A 20,555-nucleotide genomic window follows, 5' to 3' on the forward strand; every position below is an offset into this window, starting at 1 on the left:
GACCGACGAGGCGGTGGACGACCTGTTCCACGCACTGGCCGACGCGACCCGCCGCGACATCCTTCGCCGCTCCGTCGGGGGCGAGCCCTCGGTGTCGCGGCTGGCCGAGGCCTACCCGATGAGCTTCGCCGCGGTTCAGAAGCATGTCGCGGTGCTGGAGCGGGCCGGCCTGGTCACCAAGGAGCGCCGCGGGCGGGAGCAGATCGTGCGCAGCGACCACGACGCAGTGCGCCGGGCGCGGCACGCCCTCGACCAACTCGAGGCGGCGTGGCGCGGGCGGGTGGATCGGATGTCCTCCCTGCTCGAGGAGATCCCCGACCCGGACGACCCAACGACAGGAGGAGGAGACAGATGACCGTCACCAGCGTCGACAAGGACTTCGACACCCTCACCCTCACCTTGATCGCGGACTTCGACGCCTCGGCCGAGCGGGTGTGGGAGCTGTGGGCCGATCCCCGCCAGCTGGAACGCTGGTGGGGGCCACCCACCCACCCGGCGACCTTCGAGCGGCACGATCTGACCCCGGGCGGCGGCGTCGCCTACTTCATGACCGGCCCGGACGGCGAGCGGTACGGAGGCTGGTGGCAGGTGACGTCGGCCGACCCGCCGAAGTCGCTCGAGTTCACCGACGGCTTCGCCGACCAGAACGGAGCCCCGAACCCCGATCTGCCGACCACCGCGGTCCGGATGCAGCTCACCGAGCACGACGGGGGCACCCGTATGGAGTTGCGCTCGGTCTTCGACTCCCGAGAGCAGATGGAACAGCTGGACGAGATGGGCATGGAAGAGGGCCTGAAGCAGGCGGTCGGCCAGATGGACGCCCTGCTCGCCGCCTGACAGCACCGCGAGGCCGCACGGGCCGGCAGCGCTCCTCTCAATCCGGAAGGAGCGGGACCCGCATGCCTTCGCGGCGACCGAGCAGCACACCCCTCGTGATGGCCTTCGATCCGAACTTGTCGCGCACGTCGTCGAGCGTGGCGTCCATCGCCGGTCCCGCCGAGCGGTCGAACGGCAGGGCGAGCTGGATCGCTCCATCGTCGTGGAGCTGGGTGAAGCTCACCCCGATCAGCGTGATGCCCCGTTCCCGGATCGTCGGCATGGCCGCCGCGAGCAGGGCCCTCCCGACCGAGAGGATCGTCTCGGTGTCGGCCGTGGCTTCGGGCATCGTGTGCGAGCGCGTCGCCCGGGTGAGATCGTCGAACCGCAGGCGCAGGGTGACCGTGCGGCAGACGCGGTGTGCCGCGCGCAGCCGGCGCGTCAGCCGATCGATCAGCGCGAGCAGGTCGGCGTCGAGCGACTCGGGTGACCGGGGTCGGCGGCCGAGCGCCCGCTGGGTGCCGATCGAGCGACGGCGTCGACCGGTCTCGACCGGGCGGGGGTCGCGATTGTGGGCGAGGGCATGGAGGTGCCGGCCCGCGGCGCGCCCGAGGATCCGCACCAGTGCGGCCTCACCGAGCTGCGCGACTTCGGACACCGTGGTGATGGACCGGTCGCGGAGCTTCCGGGAGGTGACGGACCCGACGCCCCAGAGACGCTCGACCGGGAGCGGGTGGAGGAACTCGAGCTCGCCGTCGGTGGGCACGACGAGCAGGCCGTCGGGCTTCGCGACCCCGCTCGCCACCTTGGCGAGGAACTTCGTGCGCGCGACCCCCACGGTGACGGGGAGCCCGACCCGCGCGAGGACCTCCTGGCGCAGGCGCACCGCGATCTCGGTCGGGGTGCCCGAGATGCGCCGCAGGCCGCCCACGTCGAGGAACGCCTCGTCGATCGAGAGTCCCTCCACGAAGGGCGTCGTGTCGTCGAACACCTCGAACATCGCCTTGCTCGCGGCGCTGTAGGCATCCATCCGAGGCGCGACGACGATCGCCTGAGGGCACAGCCGCAGGGCTTGGGTCTGGCCCATGGGCGTGCGGACCCCGCGCGCCTTGGCCTCGTAGCTGGCCGCGAGCACGACGCCCCCGCCGACGATGACGGGGCGCCCCCGAAGCGACGGGTCGTCCCGCTGCTCCACGGACGCGTAGAAGGAGTCTGCGTCGGCGTGCAGGATCGTGCCCTCGTTCGACACCGGTGCATGCTCGCATCCGCCTCCGACATCGAAGACGCGGCCTCGTCGACACGTCGGGCGTGCCGCACGAGCGGCGGGATAGATTACGGCCGTGGACGACCGGAACGGCTACTTCGACGAGCGCATCGCCGCGACGTACGACGAGTCCTCGGCGGACATGTTCGGCCCTGCGGTCGTCGACCCGGTCTCGGACCTCCTCGCCGCGATCGCCGGGAACGGGCGTGCCCTCGAGCTCGGCATCGGCACGGGTCGCATCGCCCTGCCGCTCACGGAGCGGGGGGTCGAGGTGCACGGCATCGAGCTCTCGGAGGCCATGGCCGCGCGGCTGCGTGCGAAGCCCGGTGGCGATCGCATCGGCGTGACGATCGGGGACTTCTCGACGACCAGGGTGGACGGTTCGTTCACGCTCGCCTACCTCGTCTTCAACACGATCATGAACCTGACGAGCCAGGCGGCGCAGGTCGCGTGCTTCCGCAACGTGGCGGCGCACCTGGAGCCGGGCGGCAGCTTCGTGATCGAGGTCATGGTGCCGAACCTCCGGCGCCTTCCGCCGGGCGAGATCTTCCACGTCTTCCGCGGGAGCGAGGACTCCTGGGGGATCGACGAGTACGACGTCGCCACGCAGGCCCTCACGTCGCATCACCTCGATCTCGTCGACGGCAGGTTCGAGCGGTTCTCGGTTCCCTTCCGGTACGTGTGGCCCGCCGAGCTCGACCTGATGGCGCAGCTCGCCGGGATGACGTTGCGCGAGCGTTGGGGCGGCTGGAACCGCGAGCCGTTCACGAACGACAGCCGTCAACACGTGTCGGTCTGGGAGATGCCGGCCCGCTGAACGTCGCGGTCGTGTGACGGATCGGCCGGTTGTGTGGTGCCGCCATGGCACGTGCGTGACGGTCCGGTCGTGAGCCTTGTGCCGTGCGAGAACGGCCGCCGATGCTGCGTCCCACCACTCGACCGGGGAGGGACGACGTGCCGGCACCACGCGCCACCGAGGACGCACGGCGAGCACGTCGGTCACGGCGTCCGCTGCGGGTGAAGATGATCCTCCCGTCGCTGGTCGAGGCGAACGCGCCCGGTTATCGCTCGATCAAGTACGCGCTGTTCCCGCCGCTCGGGCTCGCCGGCCTCGCCGGCTCCCTCGATCCCGACGACGAGGTCGAGCTGCTCGACGAGCACGTGCAGGCGCCGCTCACGCTCGACGACGCGCCGGATCTGCTCGTGATGACCGTGTACATCACGTCGGCGCGACGCGCATGGGAGATCGCCGACCTGTACCGCGCACGGGGCACCTACGTCTGCGTCGGTGGGCTCCACACCACGTCGCTGCCGGCCGAGGCGGCCGCGCACGCCGACACGGTGTTCATCGGTCCCGGTGAAGGCGCCTGGCAGGCGTTCCTCGCCGACTTCCGTGCGGGGCGCCCCGAGCCTCGGTACGAAGCCGGTGCGAGCATGCGCTCGCTCGCCGGCATCCCGCCGGTCCGTCGCGACCTGATCGATCGACGTCGCTACCTCTGTCCGAACTCCATCGTCGTGTCGCGAGGCTGTCCGCACCACTGCGATTTCTGCTACAAGGACGCGTTCTTCGAAGGCGGCCGCTCCTTCTACACGCAGACCGTCGACGAGGCGCTCGCGGAGATCGACCGGCTGCCCGGCAAGCACCTGTACTTCCTCGACGACCATCTGCTCGGCAACGAACGGTTCTCGCGCGCGCTCTTCGAGGGCATGGGCGGCATGGGGCGCCTGTTCCAGGGGGCGAGCACGGTGCAGGCGATCCTGCGCGGCGACCTGATCGAACGCGCCGCGGCCGCCGGCATGCGCAGCGTGTTCGTCGGCTTCGAGACCCTCAACCCCGAGAACCTGCGCCGGCACGACAAGCGGCAGAACCTCGGCCGCGACTACGACGAGGCGATCCGGCGTTGCCACGACCTCGGCGTGATGGTGAACGGCAGCTTCGTGTTCGGCCTCGACGACGACGGACCCGACGTCTTCGAGCGCACGGTGGAGTGGGGCGTCTCCCACAGCCTCGAGACGGCGACGTTCCACATCATGACGCCGTATCCCGGCACGGCCTTGCATCGTCGCCTCGCCGACGAGCACCGCATCGTGACGGACGACTGGGATCGATACGACACCCGCCACGTGGTCTTCGAACCGCGACGGATGACGCCGGAGCAGCTCGAGGCCGGCTACCGGCGCGCCTACCGCGACTTCTACCGATGGTCGGCGATCTGGAACGGCGCGGCTGGGCAGGAGTCGCTGAGGGCGCGGGCACGTCACCTCGCCTACGCGGGAGGCTGGAGGAAGTTCGAGCCCCTCTGGGACCTCGTCATCCGGGCCCGGCGCGTCAACGGCATGCTGCCCGCCCTCGAACGAACGCTCGATGCGTTCGTCGGCGCCCGGGACGAGTAGGGGCGATACGTGATTCCGCGTACGCGGATGACCGCGATTCCGAGGGCGCAGAGACACGCGATTCTCGGGATTCACTGCGGGCGAAACGGACCCTAGGGTTGACAAGATGTGCACCGCCGCACCGCTCCACGTCACGACAACGTGGGCGACGTGGGATCGAGGGGCAGGTCGCCGAGGGATCGCGATATGCCGCATGCGATGACCGATGGGCCGGTCGGCCTTGTGGTTGGACGCCGGCATCCCGAGCCCGCAACAACCACCACTCGATCGCACGCATCGCCCGCTCCGTCCAGGGTCGCGAACGTCGGGAAGCGCTGCGTCGACGTCGTGATCTCCTTCGCCGCGCTCGTCTGCATGGCGCCCTTGTTCCTCGCGATCGTGATCGCGATCAAGCTCGACTCACGGGGGCCGGCATTCTTCGCCCACGCTCGGGTTGGGAGGCGCGGGGAACCACTGCGGGTCCTGAAGTTCCGGACGATGGTGGTTGATGCCGATGAGACGCTGCGCGACCTCCTCGCGCGGCGGCCCGAGCAGAAGAGGTTCTGGGATACCGCCTTCAAGCTCCGCGACGATCCGAGGATCACGAGGGTCGGCCGTTTGCTCAGGAGGTTCAGCGCGGACGAGCTCCCCCAACTGGTGAACGTCCTGCGCGGCGAGATGAGCCTGGTCGGACCCCGACCCGTCGTCGAAGAGGAGCTCGAGCGATTCGGGAGCAGCGCGGCGATCATCCTCCGCGCGGTTCCGGGGATCACGGGCCTGTGGGCGGTGAGCGGGAGGAGCGACATCTCCTACGACGAGCGGGTGGAGCTCGAATGTCGGTACGTGACCGACTGGAGCCTTCGGCTCGACCTCTCTATCCTCGTCCGCACGATCCCCGTCGTCCTTCGCGGGCGCGGATCGTACTGAGGTTGGGATGGACACCGGGGACCGAAGGGTTCCGATCGCAGCCACGGCGTGGGGTCAGGCGTCCCCACTCGCGCTGCGCACGAGCCGGAAGTGGCCGTTCCGCACCGACCTGGCGCTCCTCGGACTCATCGCCGTCCAACCGCTCGAGCAGGCCGTTCCTCCGGACGCGATCAGCCCGACGAAGGTTGCGGGGGCGATCTGCCTCGTCACCCTGATCCTGGACCTCGTCGTCACGGGACGTGCGCTCCGGTTCGACGGCGCAGATGCGATCCTCCTCGTCCTCCTGGCGATCGGTTGCGCTTCGACCCTGGTAGCCGATTCACCTTCGGATGCCGTCGCGACGACGGTCAGGCTTGCGGGGTTCGTGGCGCTCTTCGTGATCACGACGCAGTTCGTCGATGACCCCCGACTGATACGCAGGCTGCTGTGGGTGTTGAGCCTCTCCGCTGCGGTCGCGGCAACGCTGGCGATCTCGAACATGCTCGGGGGGCGTTCGCTCCTCGCGGAACCGACGCACGGGGACTCGAACGACCTCGCATACTTCCTTGCGACCACGCTGCCGATGACGGCCTGGTTGATCCATCGTTCGCGCCGTTTCAGACCGCTCGCCGTCGTGTGCTTCGTCACGATGTCGATGGGCGTCGTGTTCTCGCTGAGTCGAGGTGCGCTCGTCGGTCTCGCCGTCGGTGTGGTCTTCCTGGCGTGGACGGAACCCCGCTCGCGGAAGGCGATCGCTCTCTCGGTCGTGGTGGTGGCGGTGGTGGCGACGGGTCTCGCGACGACGCATCGAGCGACGTGGTCGACGGCGATCTCAGCCAAAGAGCGGGTGGCCGATGAGAACGTCGAGTCGCGCTTCGAGCTCTGGCACGCAGCCGCGGTCATGGCGACGGAGCACCCGTTCCTCGGCGTCGGGCCGGGCAATTTCGAGGAGGAGGTCGCGGAGGCCTCGGGCCGGCCCGCGGGATCGCCGTCGTTCGTGGTGCACGACGCGTACCTGGAGGTGGCGGCCGAGTTCGGGATCGGGGGGCTCGTCGCGTTCCTCGCCTTCTTGTTGATGCAGTGGCACAGGCTCGGACGCGCCGTCTCGCGTCCGGATGCACGTCCGCTGGCTTCGGCCGTGCGCGTGTCGTTCGTGATCGCGCTGGTTGGGGCCTTGACGTTGTCAGAGCAATTCTTCGCACCGATCTGGATCGCAGCCTCGCTGGCGACGGTGCTCGACGTCGCGTCGGAACATCGGATGGAACCCGAGTCGTGAAGGTCACGTACGTCTCGACGCTGGCTCGGGGAGGGCCGATCGCACATCTCGAAGGACTGGTGCCCTACGTGGCGGCGGCGGGAGCCGACGTCGACGTCATCGTCGCGACCCGGGCGCTTGCGGCTCGGTTCGAGAGTCTCGGCGTCCCGGCTCACGTGATACCCGTGGGCGACAAGCGTGATCTCGTCGGAGCGGCGCGGTTGTGGCCCCGGATGGGGAACGTGGACGTCGTGCACTCGCAGGATCGCCGGGCGGGCTTGTTCGCCCGCACGTTGGGAAGGGCTCGAGGTGCGCGGGTCGTGCACACGTTGCACGGTCTGCCCGAAGACATCGCCCCGGCCGTCGGGCGAGACGGCGGGAGTTGGATCCGGCCGGGCGTCTCACGTCGACGGCGATGGTGGCTCGAGTCCGTGTACCTGCGTGCCGAGGCCGCGCTCGCCACCCTCGGTTTGGTCGTGACGCCGTCTCGTGCGATGAAGCGCTACTTGGTCGAGGGAGGGATGCCGAGCCACCGCATCGCGGTGGTGCCGTCGTGCGTCCCGGTCCGTCGACGAGCACCGCGACCCCTCGGGGTGCCCGCCACGATCGGGACGGTCGCCAACCTCGAATGGTGGAAGGGGGTCGACATGCTGATCCTCGCCCTTTCCCGGGTGAAGGAGCCGGCCCGACTTGAGATCTTCGGTGACGGCGCGGAGCGGCCGGCGCTGCAGAAGCTGGCCTCCTCGTGTGGCGTCGACGCCACGTTCCACGGGCATACCGGTGATGCGGCGGCACGACTCGGGTCCCTCGACGTGTTCGTGCTGCCATCACGCGCGGAGAACTTCCCGATCGCACTCCTGGAGGCGATGTCCTGGGCGCTCCCGAGCGTCGCGACGAGGGTCGGCGGGATCCCGGAGATGGTAGAGCCAGGAGAGACCGGGCTCCTCGTGCCCCCCGACGACGTCGACGCCCTCGCAGCAGCGGTCGTCAGCCTGATCCGGCACCCGGAGTGGTCCCGTCGGCTGGGGGCGGCGGCTGCGTCGCGGGTGGCCGAGCGGCACGACCCTGAGGATGGCGGCAGGGCGATGATGGGGGTGTATCGCGAACTGTGCGCGTCCTCCATGTGATCCAGGGCCTCGAGACGGGTGGGGCGGAGCGCATCGTCATCGCGCTCGCGGCCGAAGCCTCCAAAGCCGGGCACGAGGTCGCCGTGGCATCGCCCCCCGGTGCGCTCCAGGCGGAACTCGTTGGCGTCCGGTTCGGGATGCCGTCCGTGCGACGCGATGTTCGCAAGCTGCCGCTCGCGGCCGTCACGCTTGCGTCGATCATCCGGAGATGGTCGCCCGACGCCCTGCACTGTCACCAACCGACGATGGGTCTCGTGGCCGCCCTCGCGACGGGCAGGGGCGCCTGGCGTCCCGGGCTCGTGAGCGTGCACGGTGTGCAGGAGGAGGACTACGAGCAGAGCGGCAGGATCCTTCGGCTGTCCGGGTTCATGACCGTCGCCTGCGGTCCCGGCGTCGAAGCAGCGCTGCGGGACCATGGCGTGCATCGGATCACGACGATCGTGAACGGCGTGTCGCCGTCGCCGCCGCCCGCGACCAGGCAGGAACTGGCAGCCCGCTACGGGATCCCCGTCGACGCTCCGCTGGTCGTCGCCGTCGGTCGCCTCGCGCCGCAGAAGGACCATGCGACCGCGATCCGCGCTCTGGCCGCGCTGCCGTGGGTGTGGCTCATGCTCGTCGGCGATGGCCCGATGCGAGAGCCGCTGGACCGACTGATCTCGGATCTCGACGTGGGCGAACGGGTCCATCGAGTGGGTGCCCAGCCGGGAGCCAGACGGATCATCGGGGCGGCAGACGTCGTCGTGATCTCATCGTTGTGGGAGGGCCTGCCGCTCGTCGCGCTCGAGACCCTGGCGTCCGGGGTCCCACTCGTCGCGACCCACGTCCGAGGGAACCGGGAGCTCCTCCGTGATGGACACGACGCGGTGCTCGTTCCCGCCCGCAACCCCCTTGCCCTCGCGCGCGCGATCGAGAGGTGCCTGGTCGACGACGGGCTGCGGAGCGAACTAATCGCCGGCGGATTCCGAACCGCCGCCCTCCACACCGAAGAGCGGATGAGCTCGAGATTCCTCGCCTTGTACCAGGAGCTCGTCGGGGCCCGCGGCCGGCGTCCACCACGACATCCGGTTCCCGATCGCGACCAGACGACGAGGAGCCAGGCTCGACGCGACCACGGCCGCCATCCTCACCCGATCGATCAGATCCCCGGCTGACACGACGAGCACGATGGTGTCGGCGAGTCCGGTGGCGTCGCGGCGCCATCGGCCCTCGAGCATCGGCGGCGCGTCGATCAGGACGAGGTCGAACCGGTCGAGCGCGTTCGATGCGGCCTCTCGAAGTGCACGGGTCGAGAGCTCGTCCTCCACGCGATCCTCCGGATGCTTCACCGACACGGGCACGTCGACGAGCGCCGGAGTCCCTTCGTGAGCTTCCCGGTCCACGGGTGAGGTCGAGGCGACGCCCGGATCCGAGGCCCCCCGCCTCACCGGTCGAAGGAGCACCGCCTTCCTCCCGTGCCATCCCACCGCGGACGCGAGGACGCCCGCCACGGTGGACGTGCCGGCGGCCGTACGGGCGGCGGTCACGAGGACGACCCCTTCCCGAGGGAGCCGCGCGAGGAGCTCTGCGACGAGGAGGCGACCGGCCGCCTCGACCGTCGCGTCGGATCCGTCGACCCAGCGGCCGCTTCGGAGCGATGCGGATCGAGGCAGGGCGCCGAGCACGTCAGCACCGGTCGCGAACGCGACGTCCGCAGCATCCGCGACATGCGGTCGTCGTCGCTCCAGCATCCAGACCAGTGCGAGGCCCGCCGCGACGCCGCCGAGCAGCCCCGCGGCCCTGAGGAGGCCCACGGCACCAGCGTCCGCGACGTTCGGCGTTGTCGCCGGCGCGACGACGACCGCCTCCAACACCCCCTCGCGGAATCTGGTCATCTCGTACGCGATCGCGTTCGCAGCTCGAGTCGCAGCCGTGGGATCTCCGGCGCGCGCCGTCACGGTGATCGTGTTGGACGCTCCTTGGACGTCCACCTGTACGGACGAAAGGAGGTCGCCGGCGTCGATGCCGGTCCGCAGCGCGACGTACCTGATCTTCGCGGGACTCGTTGCGTACGCGATGAAGCTCGGGGCTGCGAGGCTCACGTAGTCGGCGCCCGGGAACGAGCCGGTCCGTGCCGGCACGATCGCCGTGACGGCCGTCGCCTCGTATCCCGGAGCCTTCCGAGCCGAGACCAACGAACCGGCGAGGAGTCCGACGACGGCGGCGCCGACGAGCACGGGCCATCGCCATCGCAGCGCGCGGCGCAGGTCGATCTGCATGCCTCGACCCGTGTCAGGTGTCATGGTCATCGCTCTCGGTACCCGTCGGCGTCAAGGCCGGCTTCCACCGTTCGACAGATCGGAAGCTTTCACTCTAGCCATATCTGCCCTCAACGCGGACACTGGTACCCTCGGAGGTCGAGGACGGTCAGGCCCCGCATGGCTCTTCATCACCCGCGCCGTATCCCGCTGGTCGCCGGGGTTGCGCTCGTGAGCGCGCTCGCCCTGGGTTCTTCCGTACATCCGGAGACGCCGTCCTCGACCGTCGGACTGTGGGCGATCGGGACCGACCACGCGGCCTCCGTTTCGTCGACAGGGTACGGAGTCGTCGTCCTGAACCGTTGGGACGAGGCGCTGATCCCATCGATCCGGGCCGCGCAGCCTGGCGTCCGCATCCTCCTCTATCAGGACATCTCGTCGACCAGGAGCTACGCATGCCGAGACGGCGTCGACGACGTTCTGCTGCCGACCGGGGTCGGATACTGCTGGGCACGAGCGCATCGGCCTCGATGGTTCCTCCGTGACACACTCGGACGACGAGTGGAATGGCGCGGGTATGAGGGTCACTGGTGGATGGACGTCGGTCGCCGTGGCTATCAGCGTCGATGGGCGCGGCGCGTGATCTCCGCGCTCTCCCAGGGGGGCTGGGACGGTGTGATGGCCGACAACGCGATCAGCGTGCCTGCCTACTACCTCCACCCCGGGCAACAGCTGCGGCGCTACCCGACGGCGGAGTCATACGCGGACGCCACCGAGAGCTTCCTCTCGAGCGTCGGACCGCTGGTCCAGGCTGCGGGGTTCGAGTTCCTGCCGAACATCGGGGGAGCCGACCTCGGCCCCGACCAACTCTCGAGCTGGCTGCCGTTCACCTCCGGCGTTCTGCGGGAGTTCTGGGCCCGGTACGGGACGGGCGACGGCCCTCCGTTCACGGGATGGGACTGGGAACGGATGATCGACCAGATGGACGCCGTGCAGGGCGCCGGGAAGACGTTCCTCGCGGTGACGTACGGTGATCTCTCGAATACGCGTCTGATGCGATATGCGCGAGCCAGCTTCTTGGTCGGGTGGTCGGGCGCGGACGGAGCGCTCTTCTACCGACCCGACGCCGCGGTCGACCCATGGGCACCCGATTGGACGACCTCGATCGGTGACCCCGTCGGACCGCGCGTCGCTGTCGGCGGCGCGTGGCGTCGGGACTACACGGACGGGGTCGCGGTCGTCAATCCCTCGACCGCTCCCCAGGACGTCCCGCTGGGGGGAACCTACTTCACGCCGGAGGGCACACCTGTCTCGACGATCCTCCTCCCCGCTGGGACGGGCGCCGTGCTACGCGCGGGGACGTGATCGTCGCTGTCGGAGGTGGTCGCGAAGGGTGTCGACCGGCCGCAGGAAGTCGTAGAGCCCCTCCATCGACATCTGGAAGTCGATCGGGTCCTCCTCGGCGGGCCGGCGGGCAAGCGCCAGGGGGTCGTCGCTCGGTTCGTTCGATCCCCGGTCGGTCGTCACCGCCGTCGCGTAGCCCGCTCGGGCGACGACCGATCTGATCGACGGGTTCCACCCGCCCTGTGGATAGGAGAAGCTCGTGACGGGTTGCCCCAGCTCGTCTTCGAGGTCCGTGCGGGACCCGACGACCTCGTCTCTCACGCGCTCGAGGCCGACCGAGGGCAGGTACACGTGTGTCCGAGTATGTGATCCGATCGAGAGACCGTCCGCTGCCAGATCCAGGAGCGCCGAGCGGCCGATCAGGGCCGCGTCTTCCGCAGGGGTCGATGCATCCCACGAGAACCGACGTCCATCGCGGAGCACCCGCGATACCACGTACAGGGTCGCGGGGAGGCCCCGGTCGCGAAGCTCCGGCCACGCGATGTCGGCCACGGACCGATACCCATCGTCGAACGTCAATGCGACGCGTGGTCGCGGTTCCCCGCCCACCGAGAAAGCCTCCAGTGGAACCACATCGATCCCGTGCTCTTCGAGCCAGTCGAGGTGGGCAACGAACGCGCGGGGCGACACCGACATCCCACCCTGGCGCTCGTCGATCCTGTGGTACGCGAGCACGCTGAACGAAGGGCGCGCCCGCAGTCGAGAGAGCGGTCGGATCACTCTCGCGAGGGTTCTCGTTCGGATCTTCATGGCACTCACCGCGACCCGCAGGCCTTGGTGGAGAGAATTCTCTTCCCATCCCCTGTTCGGATTCTACGCATTGGGGTATAGCTGTCTGGACAGCAGCACGGACGAACGAGCAAGCAGGACGATGTCCAGTCACGGGAACCCCCGAACCCGGAGGACGAGCGCACGGGTCGCCGTCGTGGCGCCTGAAGGGGACCGCCTGTACACCGAAGCACTCGTGCAGACCCTTCCTCCCGCCTTGCCGCAGGTCTTCGATGGCGCGCTCGCAGTGGCGTCCGGCTTCGAGGGAGCCGTCGGATCGTGTGCCCGGCTTCGGCCTTCCGTGGTCGTGGCCATCCTCCACGGGAGCACCTCGAAGGAGGTGATCCGATTCGCCGACGACCTGCGACTGGCGTGTCCCGAGGCTCGCCTCGTCGTGATCGCCGACGAGGACGAGGACGTCGTGAGCGCCGTCGAGGCGGGGGCGTTGGCCGTCGTTTCCCCGTCGGCGAGCCTGGCGGTCCTCGCCGACGCGATCTCTGACGCAGCAGAGGGCAAGGCGCAGGTCGACGCCGAGAGGCTCCAACGGGCGATGCGCGCGGCGGCGCACCGTCGACTCACGCGAGCTGACGTGTTCCGGCGTCTCGGGCGACTGACCGATCGGGAAGGCGACGTGCTGCGTCTGGCCGCCGAGGGATCCCGCAACAAGGACATCGCGTCGGCCTTGCACATCAGCATCCGCACGGTCGACACGCACGTGACGAACGTGCTGAGGAAGCTGGACGTGCATTCGAAGCTCGAGGCCGCCGCACTCCTGCAGAAGTCGCGGGAGTTGCGGATGGATCCGGTACGTGATTCCGCGTAGGCAGATACACGCGATCCCCTCGATTAGCCGTACCGCGAACTGACACTAGGGTTCGAAGGATGGGATCCGATCCCATTGTGCGTCCGGCGAACGGCGAGGTCCGCCGTGAGACGTCGCTCGGTGGACACTCGTTCCACGTCCTTCACGTCACCCAGTCGACCCACGGAGGGGTGGCCGCGTATGTCCGCGGGGTGATCGAGGATCAGGTCGACCGCGGGTGGCGTGTGACCCTCGTATCCCCCATGGGATCGCTGCAGGAACAGGTGCGGAGGGTGCACGGGGCCTCCGTGCTCGTCTGGGACGCGAGGAGGGATCCCGGGCCGTCCGTGGTCCGAGAGGTGCGCTCCCTCCGCCTGCTGATGAGGGCGACGCGGCCGGACCTGATCCATCTCCACTCGTCGAAGGCCGGCTTGGTCGGGCGACTCGCAGCGATGGGGCAAGGAGTGCCGACGCTGTTCCAGCCGCATGGCTGGTCGTTCGAAGCCGTCACCGGTTCCCTGCGATCGATGTCGATGTCTTGGGAACGACTCGGCGCCCGGATGTGCCAACGGATCATCTGCGTCAGCGAGGCCGAAGGCGAGCGGGGCCGGCGGGCCGGCGTCAGGGCCGGGATGGAGGTCGTCCTCAGCGGTGTCTCCACGGACGTCGCCTCGGCCGCCCCGAGCGCGGAGCATCGTTCGGCCGTCCGTGCCGAACTGCGTCTCCCCCCCGGGCCACTCGTCGTCTGTGTCGGACGCATGTGCGAGCAGAAGGGGCAAGACCTGTTGCTGGCCGCGTGGTCTCGGATCATCGAGCGGGTCCCGTCGGCGCACCTGGTCCTCATCGGGGAAGGCACCCTCGACGCCCGGCTTCGGATGCGGGCGGGACCGAGCGTGCTCCTCGCCGGCCCGCAGAAGGACGTGTTCCCGTGGCTGTCCGCCGCGGATCTCGTCGTCGCGCCCTCGAGATGGGAGGGCCTCAGCCTCGCCGTGCTCGAGGCGATGGCCGCGGGTCGATCGGTCGTCGCGACGGACGTCGACGGGATGAGGGAGTCGATCGGAGAGTCGAGCGGGTGCGTCGTTCCCCCCGAGGATCCGGACGCGCTCGTTCCGCCGATCGTCGCCCGCCTGACGGACCCGGAGCTGGCGGCGGTCGAAGGGAGCTCGGCGGCGCGGCGCGCGCGCGAGCTGTTCGACGTCGGAAGGACCCACGACACGATCGCCCGGCTCTACCAGGAGGTCTCTCGGGCCGCCGCGATCGGCGGGGTCCGGTCGTCGCGTCAGGCTGTACCGGCCTGACGGACAGGAGGGAGGGAAGATGCAGACAGCTTCGCAACGCGTGCTCCGGCTGGACGGGCATGCTTTCGCCGCGTCGTTCGAGCGACGGGAGGCGACGACGTTCCGTCACGAGCTCTCCAGTCATCCCCTGCTGAAGATCGAGGCGATCGCCGATCTCGCCGACCGTCTCGCGGCACACTCGGTCGTCTGTGACGAGGCGGTGAAGCCGCTGCTGGTGCCTGGCGGCGGACCCCCACGGGGCGTCGTGTCGAGACCGGGCGACCTGATCCGCGACGTCGAATCGAGTGGAACGTGGATGACCCTCCTCAACGTTGAGCAGGACCACGCCTACCGCGACCTCATGCAGGAGTGTCTGAAGGATCTCGCGCCGTTCGCGCAGCGGTTCCCGGGTGACATCCGGCGCCCGGCGGGCTTCATCTTCGTCTCGTCGCCGAACTCGGTCACCCCGGCTCACTTCGACATCGAGCACAGCATCCCGATGCAGGTCCAGGGCGAACGAACGCTGAGCGTCGGCGTGTTCGAGACGCCCGGCGACAAGGAGCGTGAGATCGGGCGGTACTGGTCGGGGTCGCACGGCCGGATCGAGGTGATGCCGATCACGCGAGCGACGTTCGGCACGGAACCTGGGTTCGGCGCGTACATCCCTCCGCTCCAGCCGCATTGGATCGAGAACGGTCCGTCGCCGTCCGTCTCGATGACGCTGACCTTCTTCACGCGCGACAACGACGAGGACTCGCTCGTGCGGGCCTTCAACCAACACCTGATCGACCGAGGTCGCTCTGCGACGCCCCCGGGTCGGTCGCTGGTCAAGGATGCCGCGAAGGTCGGTGTCATGCAGCTGTCGGCCCTGCGCCACCGATTCGGATCGAGGTCGGAAGGGGTCGGCGAGGGATGAATCCGCGCCGTAAGGGTGCGGCCCCGAAGGATCGATCGTCAGCATGACCGATCGCCTCCTCATCGTCGGCTGGGACGGCGCGGACTGGGACATCTTGGACGATCTGATCGAGCGCGGCGATCTTCCGCACGTCCGAGAGATGGTCGAGACGGGCATCCGTGGCGTTCTCCGGAGCCCTCTGCCCGATCACTCGTGGGCGGCCTGGCCGACGTTCCTCACCGGCATGGATCCGGGCGGCCACGGCGTCTTCGACTTCATGGAGCGCCATCCGACCCAATCGGGGCGGAGGGATCCGATCCTCTCGACGTCGATCGGTGTCGAGACGTTCCTCGAGTCGCTGTCCTCCGACGGACACGAGGTTCGCGCGGGCAACATCCCGGTCACGTTTCCGCCGTTCCCCGTGAACGGGAGGCTCATCGCAGGCGGCGCGATCCCTCCCGGGTCGCCCTTCGTGTTCCCCGCATCGTGGGCGGACGTGCTCGAGCGGGAGGCGCCCTTTCCGATCAACGGCATGGAGTGGACGCGTCACCGGAACGAGCCGTTGTCGCTGGTCGAGGAGGCGCGACGGTACATCGTCGAGCGGACGGACTCGTTCACGAAGCTGCTGGAGGGAACGTGGCGGGTCGCGGTCTGTGTCTACGTGGCCACCGATCGACTCCAGCATCCGTTCGCGGACCGATTGATCCCGTCCCATCCGGCGTTCAGCGAACGATCCTCGGATGAGGTGGCCGAGGCGCTTCGGCGAACGTATCGGACGCTGGACGCCCAGTTGGCCCGTCTACGAGAAGTGGCGGGCGACGCGGTCACGGTGCTCGTCTCCGATCACGGGTTCGCGCCGAAGACCCTCGCTGCCGATCTCGACGCGATCCTCGTGGCGCAGGGATCTGCGGCGCGAGATCCCGCGGCCGACGTCGCCCGAGCCCTCCGGCGGTCACGCCCGGTCGATCGTTTCGTGTCGAGCCGATTGGGCCGGCGGCTGCGGGCAGGGATCAGGACCCCCCGCGCGGTCGACGTCTCGCGCTCAGTCGCCTACTGCTCGGTGACGGGAGGCGGGGTCTCGGTCAACCTCAAGGGACGAGAACCGACGGGCATCGTGGATCCTGCCGCATACGATCGCGTGCGGGAGGAGGTCCGGGATGCACTCCTTTCGTTCGAGCACCCCGAACTGGGATCGCCGGTCAGGGAGGTGCTGCGATCCGAGGAGGTCTTTCGAGGCAGATTCGCTGCAGACGCGCCAGACCTGATCGCGATCCCGAACGATCACTGGGTCTTCGATCACACGAGCCGTGCGGCCGAGCGACTCGCGTATCCGACCGGTGACCATCGACGGGACGGTGTCATCGCGGCCGCGGGTGACGGTGTCGCCCGCGTCGACGTCGGCGTCCGTGACCTCGCGGACATCGCACCGACGGCGCTGGCGTGGTGCGGCACGCCGTCTGCCACCGTTCTCGACGGTAGCGCGATCGCGCCGCTCCTCGGCGACCACGGTGAGCTCATCCCTCCGAGCATCGACGGGTCGCCCCCGGTCCTCGTCCGTGACGTGTCGGCGGCTGGCATCACCGACGACGAGGCGGAGCTGATCACGCAGCATCTCCGAGATCTCGGATACGTCGATGAGTGACGCCTCGGTCCGTACCGGCGCGTCGATGATGGTGCTCCCGGAGCTCGGCCCGTGGAGGGCGGCCTGGAACGAGCTCGTCGCGGCCGCCCCACTCCCGACGCCGTTCTCACGAGCTTGGTGGCTCGAGCACACCGCTTTGCACCGCCCGCGCTTCGTCCTCGTCGTCGAGGATCGTGAGCTCGTCGGAGGGATCGCGCTCGAGGAACGGGTCGTGGCCGGGATCTCGTTCGTCACGATGCTCGGCGCGGGTCACCTGTGTCCCGATCATTTGGACCTCCTCGCCCGCCCGGGCCGGGAGGATCGCGTGAGGACCGAAGTTCGGGGCTGGCTCTCGAGCGCGAACGCGCGGGTCGTGACGCTCCACGGGCTCGTCGAAGGAGCACTCGTCCTCGACGCACTCCCGCAGGGCTCGTCCGCTGTCGAGGCGACAGCTCCATGGGTCCGACTCGCGGACACCGACGCGTACCTGGCGACCCGCTCGAAGAACTTCCGCTCCAACATCCGCAAGGCGGTGCACCGAGCCGAACGCGACGGCGTGCGATATCGACACGTCGACCCGACCGAGACGTCGTCGGGACTCGAACGTCTGCGGGAGCTCCACGTCGCTCGATGGGGCGACAGCCGGTTCATCTCCTCGTTCGACCGTTTCGCCGCAGCCGCGGTGCGGGGAGCGGAGATCGGAGAGGTGTCGTTGCACGAGCTCGTCGCGGACGGAGCCACGGTCGCCTCCATCGTGTGCTTCGAGCTCGAGGGTCGCATCTCCTTCTATCAAGCTGGTCGGCGCCCCGATCCTCGGTGGCGGGACGCGGGCACGCTGCTGCTCTTCAAGATCATCGAGCGCGCGAGCGAGCGCGGGATCGGGGAGTTCGACCTCCTTCGGGGCGGCGAGCCGTACAAGCTGTCCTTCGCGAACGCACAGCGGCCACTGCTGACCGCGCGATCGAACTGGGGGCTCGGGGGGAGGGCGGCGGCGACGGCGACCGGCGCGATCCGGCACGCGCGTCGGCTCGGCGCGAGAACGAAGCGACAGATCGCGCGGGGGCGCGAGGTGAAGGGCGTCGCTGGATGACCTTCTCGCGCGTGAGTGACGCGACCGCGATCGAACACGGCTCGGCATCTCGTCGGATCGACGATGTTGCCGCCCGAGCGGCACGAGGGGCGCCGTGGGTCGCAGCCAGCGCGTTGGTGAGCCGCGGGCTGCTCGCAGGAGTGGTGCTCGTGCTCGCTGCGGTGCTGTCCCCGTACGAGTTCGGCGTGCTGTCCATCGCGTTGCTGCTGTCGACCGTGTTCATCGTGCTGGTCGACGTCGGATTCGCGACCGCCCTCGTGTTCGAGCAGGACGAGGTCGAGGAGGCGGCGGCGAGCGCGATGGGCGTGAGCATCGTCGTCGGCGTCTCAGTCGGCATCGGGCTCCTCGTCACAGCCGATGCGGTGAGCGAGATCTTCCGGGTCCCCGATGCGGCGCCGCTGATCCGGGCCTACGCGGGGATCATCGCACTCAGCGGCGTCGTCGCGATCCCGTTGATGCGTCTCAACAGGGAGTTCGCGTTCCGTCGCCGTTTCGCCGTGGAGACCCTTCCGTTGATCGCGGGCTCGATCCTCACGATCGTGCTGGCGATCGAGGGGGTGGGTGTCTGGTCGCTGGTGATCGGAGACGCGACGCGCTGCCTCCTGACCTTGATGCTCGTGCTCGGAGACCGGGCGCTTCGTATCAGACCACGATGGCATCCTTCAACCGTCGCTCGCCTCTGGCCCTACGCGCGTGGGGCGACGGTCGCGTCGATCCTCGACATCGTGTTGCTCAACGTCGACTACGCACTCGTCGCCCGGCTGCTCGGGGCGACGGCCCTCGGCTTCTACTCCTTGGGGTTCAGGATCGCGATCATCCCGTTCTACGTCGTCACGATGGTGGTCGTCGGCGCTGGATGGCCGGCCATGACCCGATTGCGTGCCGACGATGCGCACCTGACCTCTGCGTTTCGGATCAGCGTCCGTGTCGCGTCGGGCGGTGTGATGCTCTTCGTCGGCGGGACGATCGTCCTGGCTCCCTGGCTCGTGCTGCTCTCGCCCGATTGGGAGTCGGCGGTCAGCGTGACGCGTCTGTTGGCTGTGTTCGTGGTCTTCCGCTCGGCCTGCTACCTGCTGCAGGCGTACTTCCAGTCGGTTGGGCGAACCGGCCTGAACGCGGTCCTCCGTGCGATCTGGCTCGTGCTCCTCGTGTGCCTCATCGCGACGGTCGGGCGGCTGGGGGTCGACGCGGTTGCGGGCATCCAGGTGGTGGTCGCAGCCATGCTCCTCGCGGCGCACGTGATCGTCAGCCGAACGATCGGCGGCGCACCCGCAGGACCGTTCCTGGCCGACGTGTTCCGGCCCGTATCAGCGAGCGTCGTCGCGGCTTCGTTGGTGCTCCTCGTGCAGGCCGCCCTGCCGGACGATTGGAGCGCCGCCACGTCGTGGGCCGCCCTCCTCGGCGCAGGAACGTTGTTCGTCGTCCTCTACGTCGCTTCGCTTCGTGTCGTCGCCCCAGCGGTGCTCGACGATCTCGGCCGCTTGCGGCGTCGGTTGGCGTCGAGGAACGGCGACCGGATGCGTGAACCGACGCGCGCGTAGACGCGCGAGCAGTGCCGCCGCGAAGCCCGAACGGGATCGAGGGGCACCACACCCCTCGTGAAGGGCGTCCCCTTCACGAGGGGGGTGTGGTACTCGCTACGTCGGCTGGAAGTAGTTGTTCGTCGCCCGTCGAGCGACGAGCGTCCCCATCTCCGCCGCGACGCGGTCGGCCGTGCGGAAGTGGAGCCCCGACCAGACCCTGGCGTCGATCGCTTCGCGCATGAGCTGCGTCTTCGACGTGTAGTGGCGCGTCTCGCCGGCCGCGGCCGACGTGAGCTTCAGATCGATCACGCCTCGTCCGAGGCCGAGCACACCGGCGAGGGCACGCGTTGCGGCGCCCATCACGTTGCAGAGCCCGCTCGGGTAGTCGGGATACGGCGGGTTGACGAGGAAGGGCTGCCAGTTCGCGTCGCGCTTCGTGTTCGGGTTCCCGTCGGTGTTCGACATCTGGATCGCCGTCATCGGTCGCCACCAGTGATAGTGCAGCTTCGCGTTCCATGCGCCGATGACGGCATCGGCGATGCTCAGGTCGACGGCGGCGAAGACCCGCGCGCTCTCGCTGATATCCAGGCCGAGCCGGGTCACCGTGTCGCGCAGGCCCGCCTGCAGCGGCCCGATGCCGGTGTCGGAGAAGAACAGCGCCGTCTGCGTCTGTTCGTCCGTCCGATCCTTGGACGTCAACGAGCCGAGCCGCTTCACCTCGCGGTACTCGCGGGTGTAGACGTCGCTCTTGAGGCCCGGAGGTGGCTCGGGACGGAACTGGCTCGGCGACTTCATGATGAACGGCTCGAGCTCAGACAGCCAGGGGTCGAAGAACGGAGTGAACGTCGGGGGCGTCGGCCGCCAGACGCCGGGGCCCTCCGGCTCGTCGAACGTGACGTCGCCGAACCGTCCGTCGTCGGCGCGCAGCTGGATGATGCGCGCGGCGGCTTGCTCGCCGTAGGCGATGCCCGCATCCTTCGCGGCGCCGTCGGGGATCGCGCCCAGCGACGCCGTCAGCGCGTCGGTCAACCTGGTCGCCGACCCGGGGAAGTACTCCAGCAGGACGTCGTGCGCCGCGACCGCCGCAGCGGCCTGGGGCGAGGCCGAGGTCGGGCCGAGTTGACTCCACCTGTAGAGCTCGAAGCGGCGCGTGATGCCGACGACGGCGTTGTAGACGGCCGCCTGTTCGTACGCGTACCA

General features: G+C 69.2%; 18 protein-coding genes. 15 read left to right on the plus strand and 3 right to left on the minus strand.

Annotated elements, in window-relative coordinates:
- Together VFI59_10265 and VFI59_10270 are read left to right on the plus strand one after the other, a co-directional pair.
- Positions 1-355, plus strand: a 355-nt coding sequence (locus tag VFI59_10265) for a metalloregulator ArsR/SmtB family transcription factor (GenBank protein HET6714081.1), incomplete at its 5' end; no start/stop codon positions are given.
- Positions 352-837 (plus strand): SRPBCC domain-containing protein, encoded by a 486-nt coding sequence (locus VFI59_10270; protein ID HET6714082.1) that lies wholly within the window; start codon positions 352-354, stop codon positions 835-837. The genes VFI59_10265 and VFI59_10270, both read left to right, overlap by 4 nt.
- A gap of 37 nt (positions 838-874) precedes the next feature.
- On the opposite strand, the gene dinB is transcribed toward VFI59_10270, so the two are convergent.
- Positions 875-2,065 carry a DNA polymerase IV gene (dinB, locus tag VFI59_10275; protein ID HET6714083.1) on the minus strand — a complete coding sequence of 397 codons (1,191 nt, stop codon included), beginning with the start codon at positions 2,063-2,065 and terminating at the stop codon, positions 875-877.
- A 91-nt stretch (positions 2,066-2,156) separates the two neighbouring features.
- On the opposite strand from dinB, the gene VFI59_10280 reads away from it, so the two are divergent.
- The 7 genes from VFI59_10280 to VFI59_10310 all read left to right on the plus strand — a co-directional run bounded on the left by VFI59_10280 (position 2,157) and on the right by VFI59_10310 (position 11,340).
- On the plus strand, positions 2,157-2,897 hold the full coding sequence (locus VFI59_10280) for a class I SAM-dependent methyltransferase (protein HET6714084.1): 741 nt from the start codon (positions 2,157-2,159) through the stop codon (positions 2,895-2,897).
- Positions 2,898-3,091: 194 nt separating this feature from the next.
- Positions 3,092-4,474, plus strand: a complete 1,383-nt coding sequence (locus VFI59_10285) for a radical SAM protein (protein HET6714085.1) — start codon at positions 3,092-3,094, stop codon at positions 4,472-4,474.
- 198 nt (positions 4,475-4,672) lie between these two features.
- Complete coding sequence (locus tag VFI59_10290) at positions 4,673-5,380, plus strand: sugar transferase (protein ID HET6714086.1); 708 nt, start codon at positions 4,673-4,675, stop codon at positions 5,378-5,380.
- A 7-nt stretch (positions 5,381-5,387) separates the two neighbouring features.
- Positions 5,388-6,635: an O-antigen ligase family protein gene (locus VFI59_10295; protein ID HET6714087.1), complete on the plus strand. Its 1,248-nt coding sequence runs from the start codon at positions 5,388-5,390 to the stop codon at positions 6,633-6,635.
- Positions 6,632-7,741, plus strand: coding sequence for a glycosyltransferase family 4 protein (locus VFI59_10300; protein HET6714088.1), 1,110 nt, complete (start codon positions 6,632-6,634; stop codon positions 7,739-7,741). The genes VFI59_10295 and VFI59_10300 overlap by 4 nt, the downstream gene beginning before the upstream one ends.
- Positions 7,723-8,892 (plus strand): glycosyltransferase, encoded by a 1,170-nt coding sequence (locus VFI59_10305; protein HET6714089.1) that lies wholly within the window; start codon positions 7,723-7,725, stop codon positions 8,890-8,892. The genes VFI59_10300 and VFI59_10305 overlap by 19 nt, the downstream gene beginning before the upstream one ends.
- Before the next feature lie 1,263 nt (positions 8,893-10,155).
- Positions 10,156-11,340 carry a putative glycoside hydrolase gene (locus VFI59_10310; GenBank protein HET6714090.1) on the plus strand — a complete coding sequence of 395 codons (1,185 nt, stop codon included), beginning with the start codon at positions 10,156-10,158 and terminating at the stop codon, positions 11,338-11,340.
- On the opposite strand, the gene VFI59_10315 is transcribed toward VFI59_10310, so the two are convergent.
- Complete coding sequence (locus tag VFI59_10315) at positions 11,323-12,129, minus strand: polysaccharide deacetylase family protein (protein ID HET6714091.1); 807 nt, start codon at positions 12,127-12,129, stop codon at positions 11,323-11,325. The genes VFI59_10310 and VFI59_10315 overlap by 18 nt on opposite strands.
- A 175-nt stretch (positions 12,130-12,304) precedes the next feature.
- Between VFI59_10315 and VFI59_10320 the strand changes: the two genes are divergently transcribed.
- Genes VFI59_10320 through VFI59_10345 form a run of 6 tightly spaced genes read left to right on the plus strand, consistent with a single transcriptional unit; the run spans position 12,305 to position 19,373 of the window.
- Positions 12,305-12,970 carry a response regulator transcription factor gene (locus VFI59_10320; protein HET6714092.1) on the plus strand — a complete coding sequence of 222 codons (666 nt, stop codon included), beginning with the start codon at positions 12,305-12,307 and terminating at the stop codon, positions 12,968-12,970.
- 59 nt (positions 12,971-13,029) lie between these two features.
- The gene (locus tag VFI59_10325; protein ID HET6714093.1) at positions 13,030-14,247 is read left to right on the plus strand and encodes a glycosyltransferase; all 1,218 of its coding nucleotides are present in this window, start codon (positions 13,030-13,032) and stop codon (positions 14,245-14,247) included.
- Between the two features lie 19 nt (positions 14,248-14,266).
- Positions 14,267-15,142 carry a hypothetical protein gene (locus tag VFI59_10330; protein HET6714094.1) on the plus strand — a complete coding sequence of 292 codons (876 nt, stop codon included), beginning with the start codon at positions 14,267-14,269 and terminating at the stop codon, positions 15,140-15,142.
- Between the two features lie 43 nt (positions 15,143-15,185).
- A complete protein-coding gene (locus VFI59_10335) occupies positions 15,186-16,763 on the plus strand; it encodes an alkaline phosphatase family protein (protein ID HET6714095.1) in 1,578 nt (525 codons plus the stop codon).
- Positions 16,756-17,832 (plus strand): GNAT family N-acetyltransferase, encoded by a 1,077-nt coding sequence (locus VFI59_10340; GenBank protein HET6714096.1) that lies wholly within the window; start codon positions 16,756-16,758, stop codon positions 17,830-17,832. Before VFI59_10335 ends, VFI59_10340 begins: the two co-directional genes overlap by 8 nt.
- Before the next feature lie 11 nt (positions 17,833-17,843).
- Positions 17,844-19,373 carry an oligosaccharide flippase family protein gene (locus VFI59_10345; protein ID HET6714097.1) on the plus strand — a complete coding sequence of 510 codons (1,530 nt, stop codon included), beginning with the start codon at positions 17,844-17,846 and terminating at the stop codon, positions 19,371-19,373.
- Positions 19,374-19,469: 96 nt separating this feature from the next.
- Here VFI59_10345 and VFI59_10350 read toward each other — a convergent pair.
- Positions 19,470-20,555, minus strand: a 1,086-nt coding sequence (locus VFI59_10350; GenBank protein ID HET6714098.1) for a vanadium-dependent haloperoxidase, incomplete at its 5' end; no start/stop codon positions are given.

Source organism: Actinomycetota bacterium (assembly GCA_035697485.1).
GTDB lineage: Bacteria > Actinomycetota > UBA4738 > UBA4738 > HRBIN12 > JAOUEA01.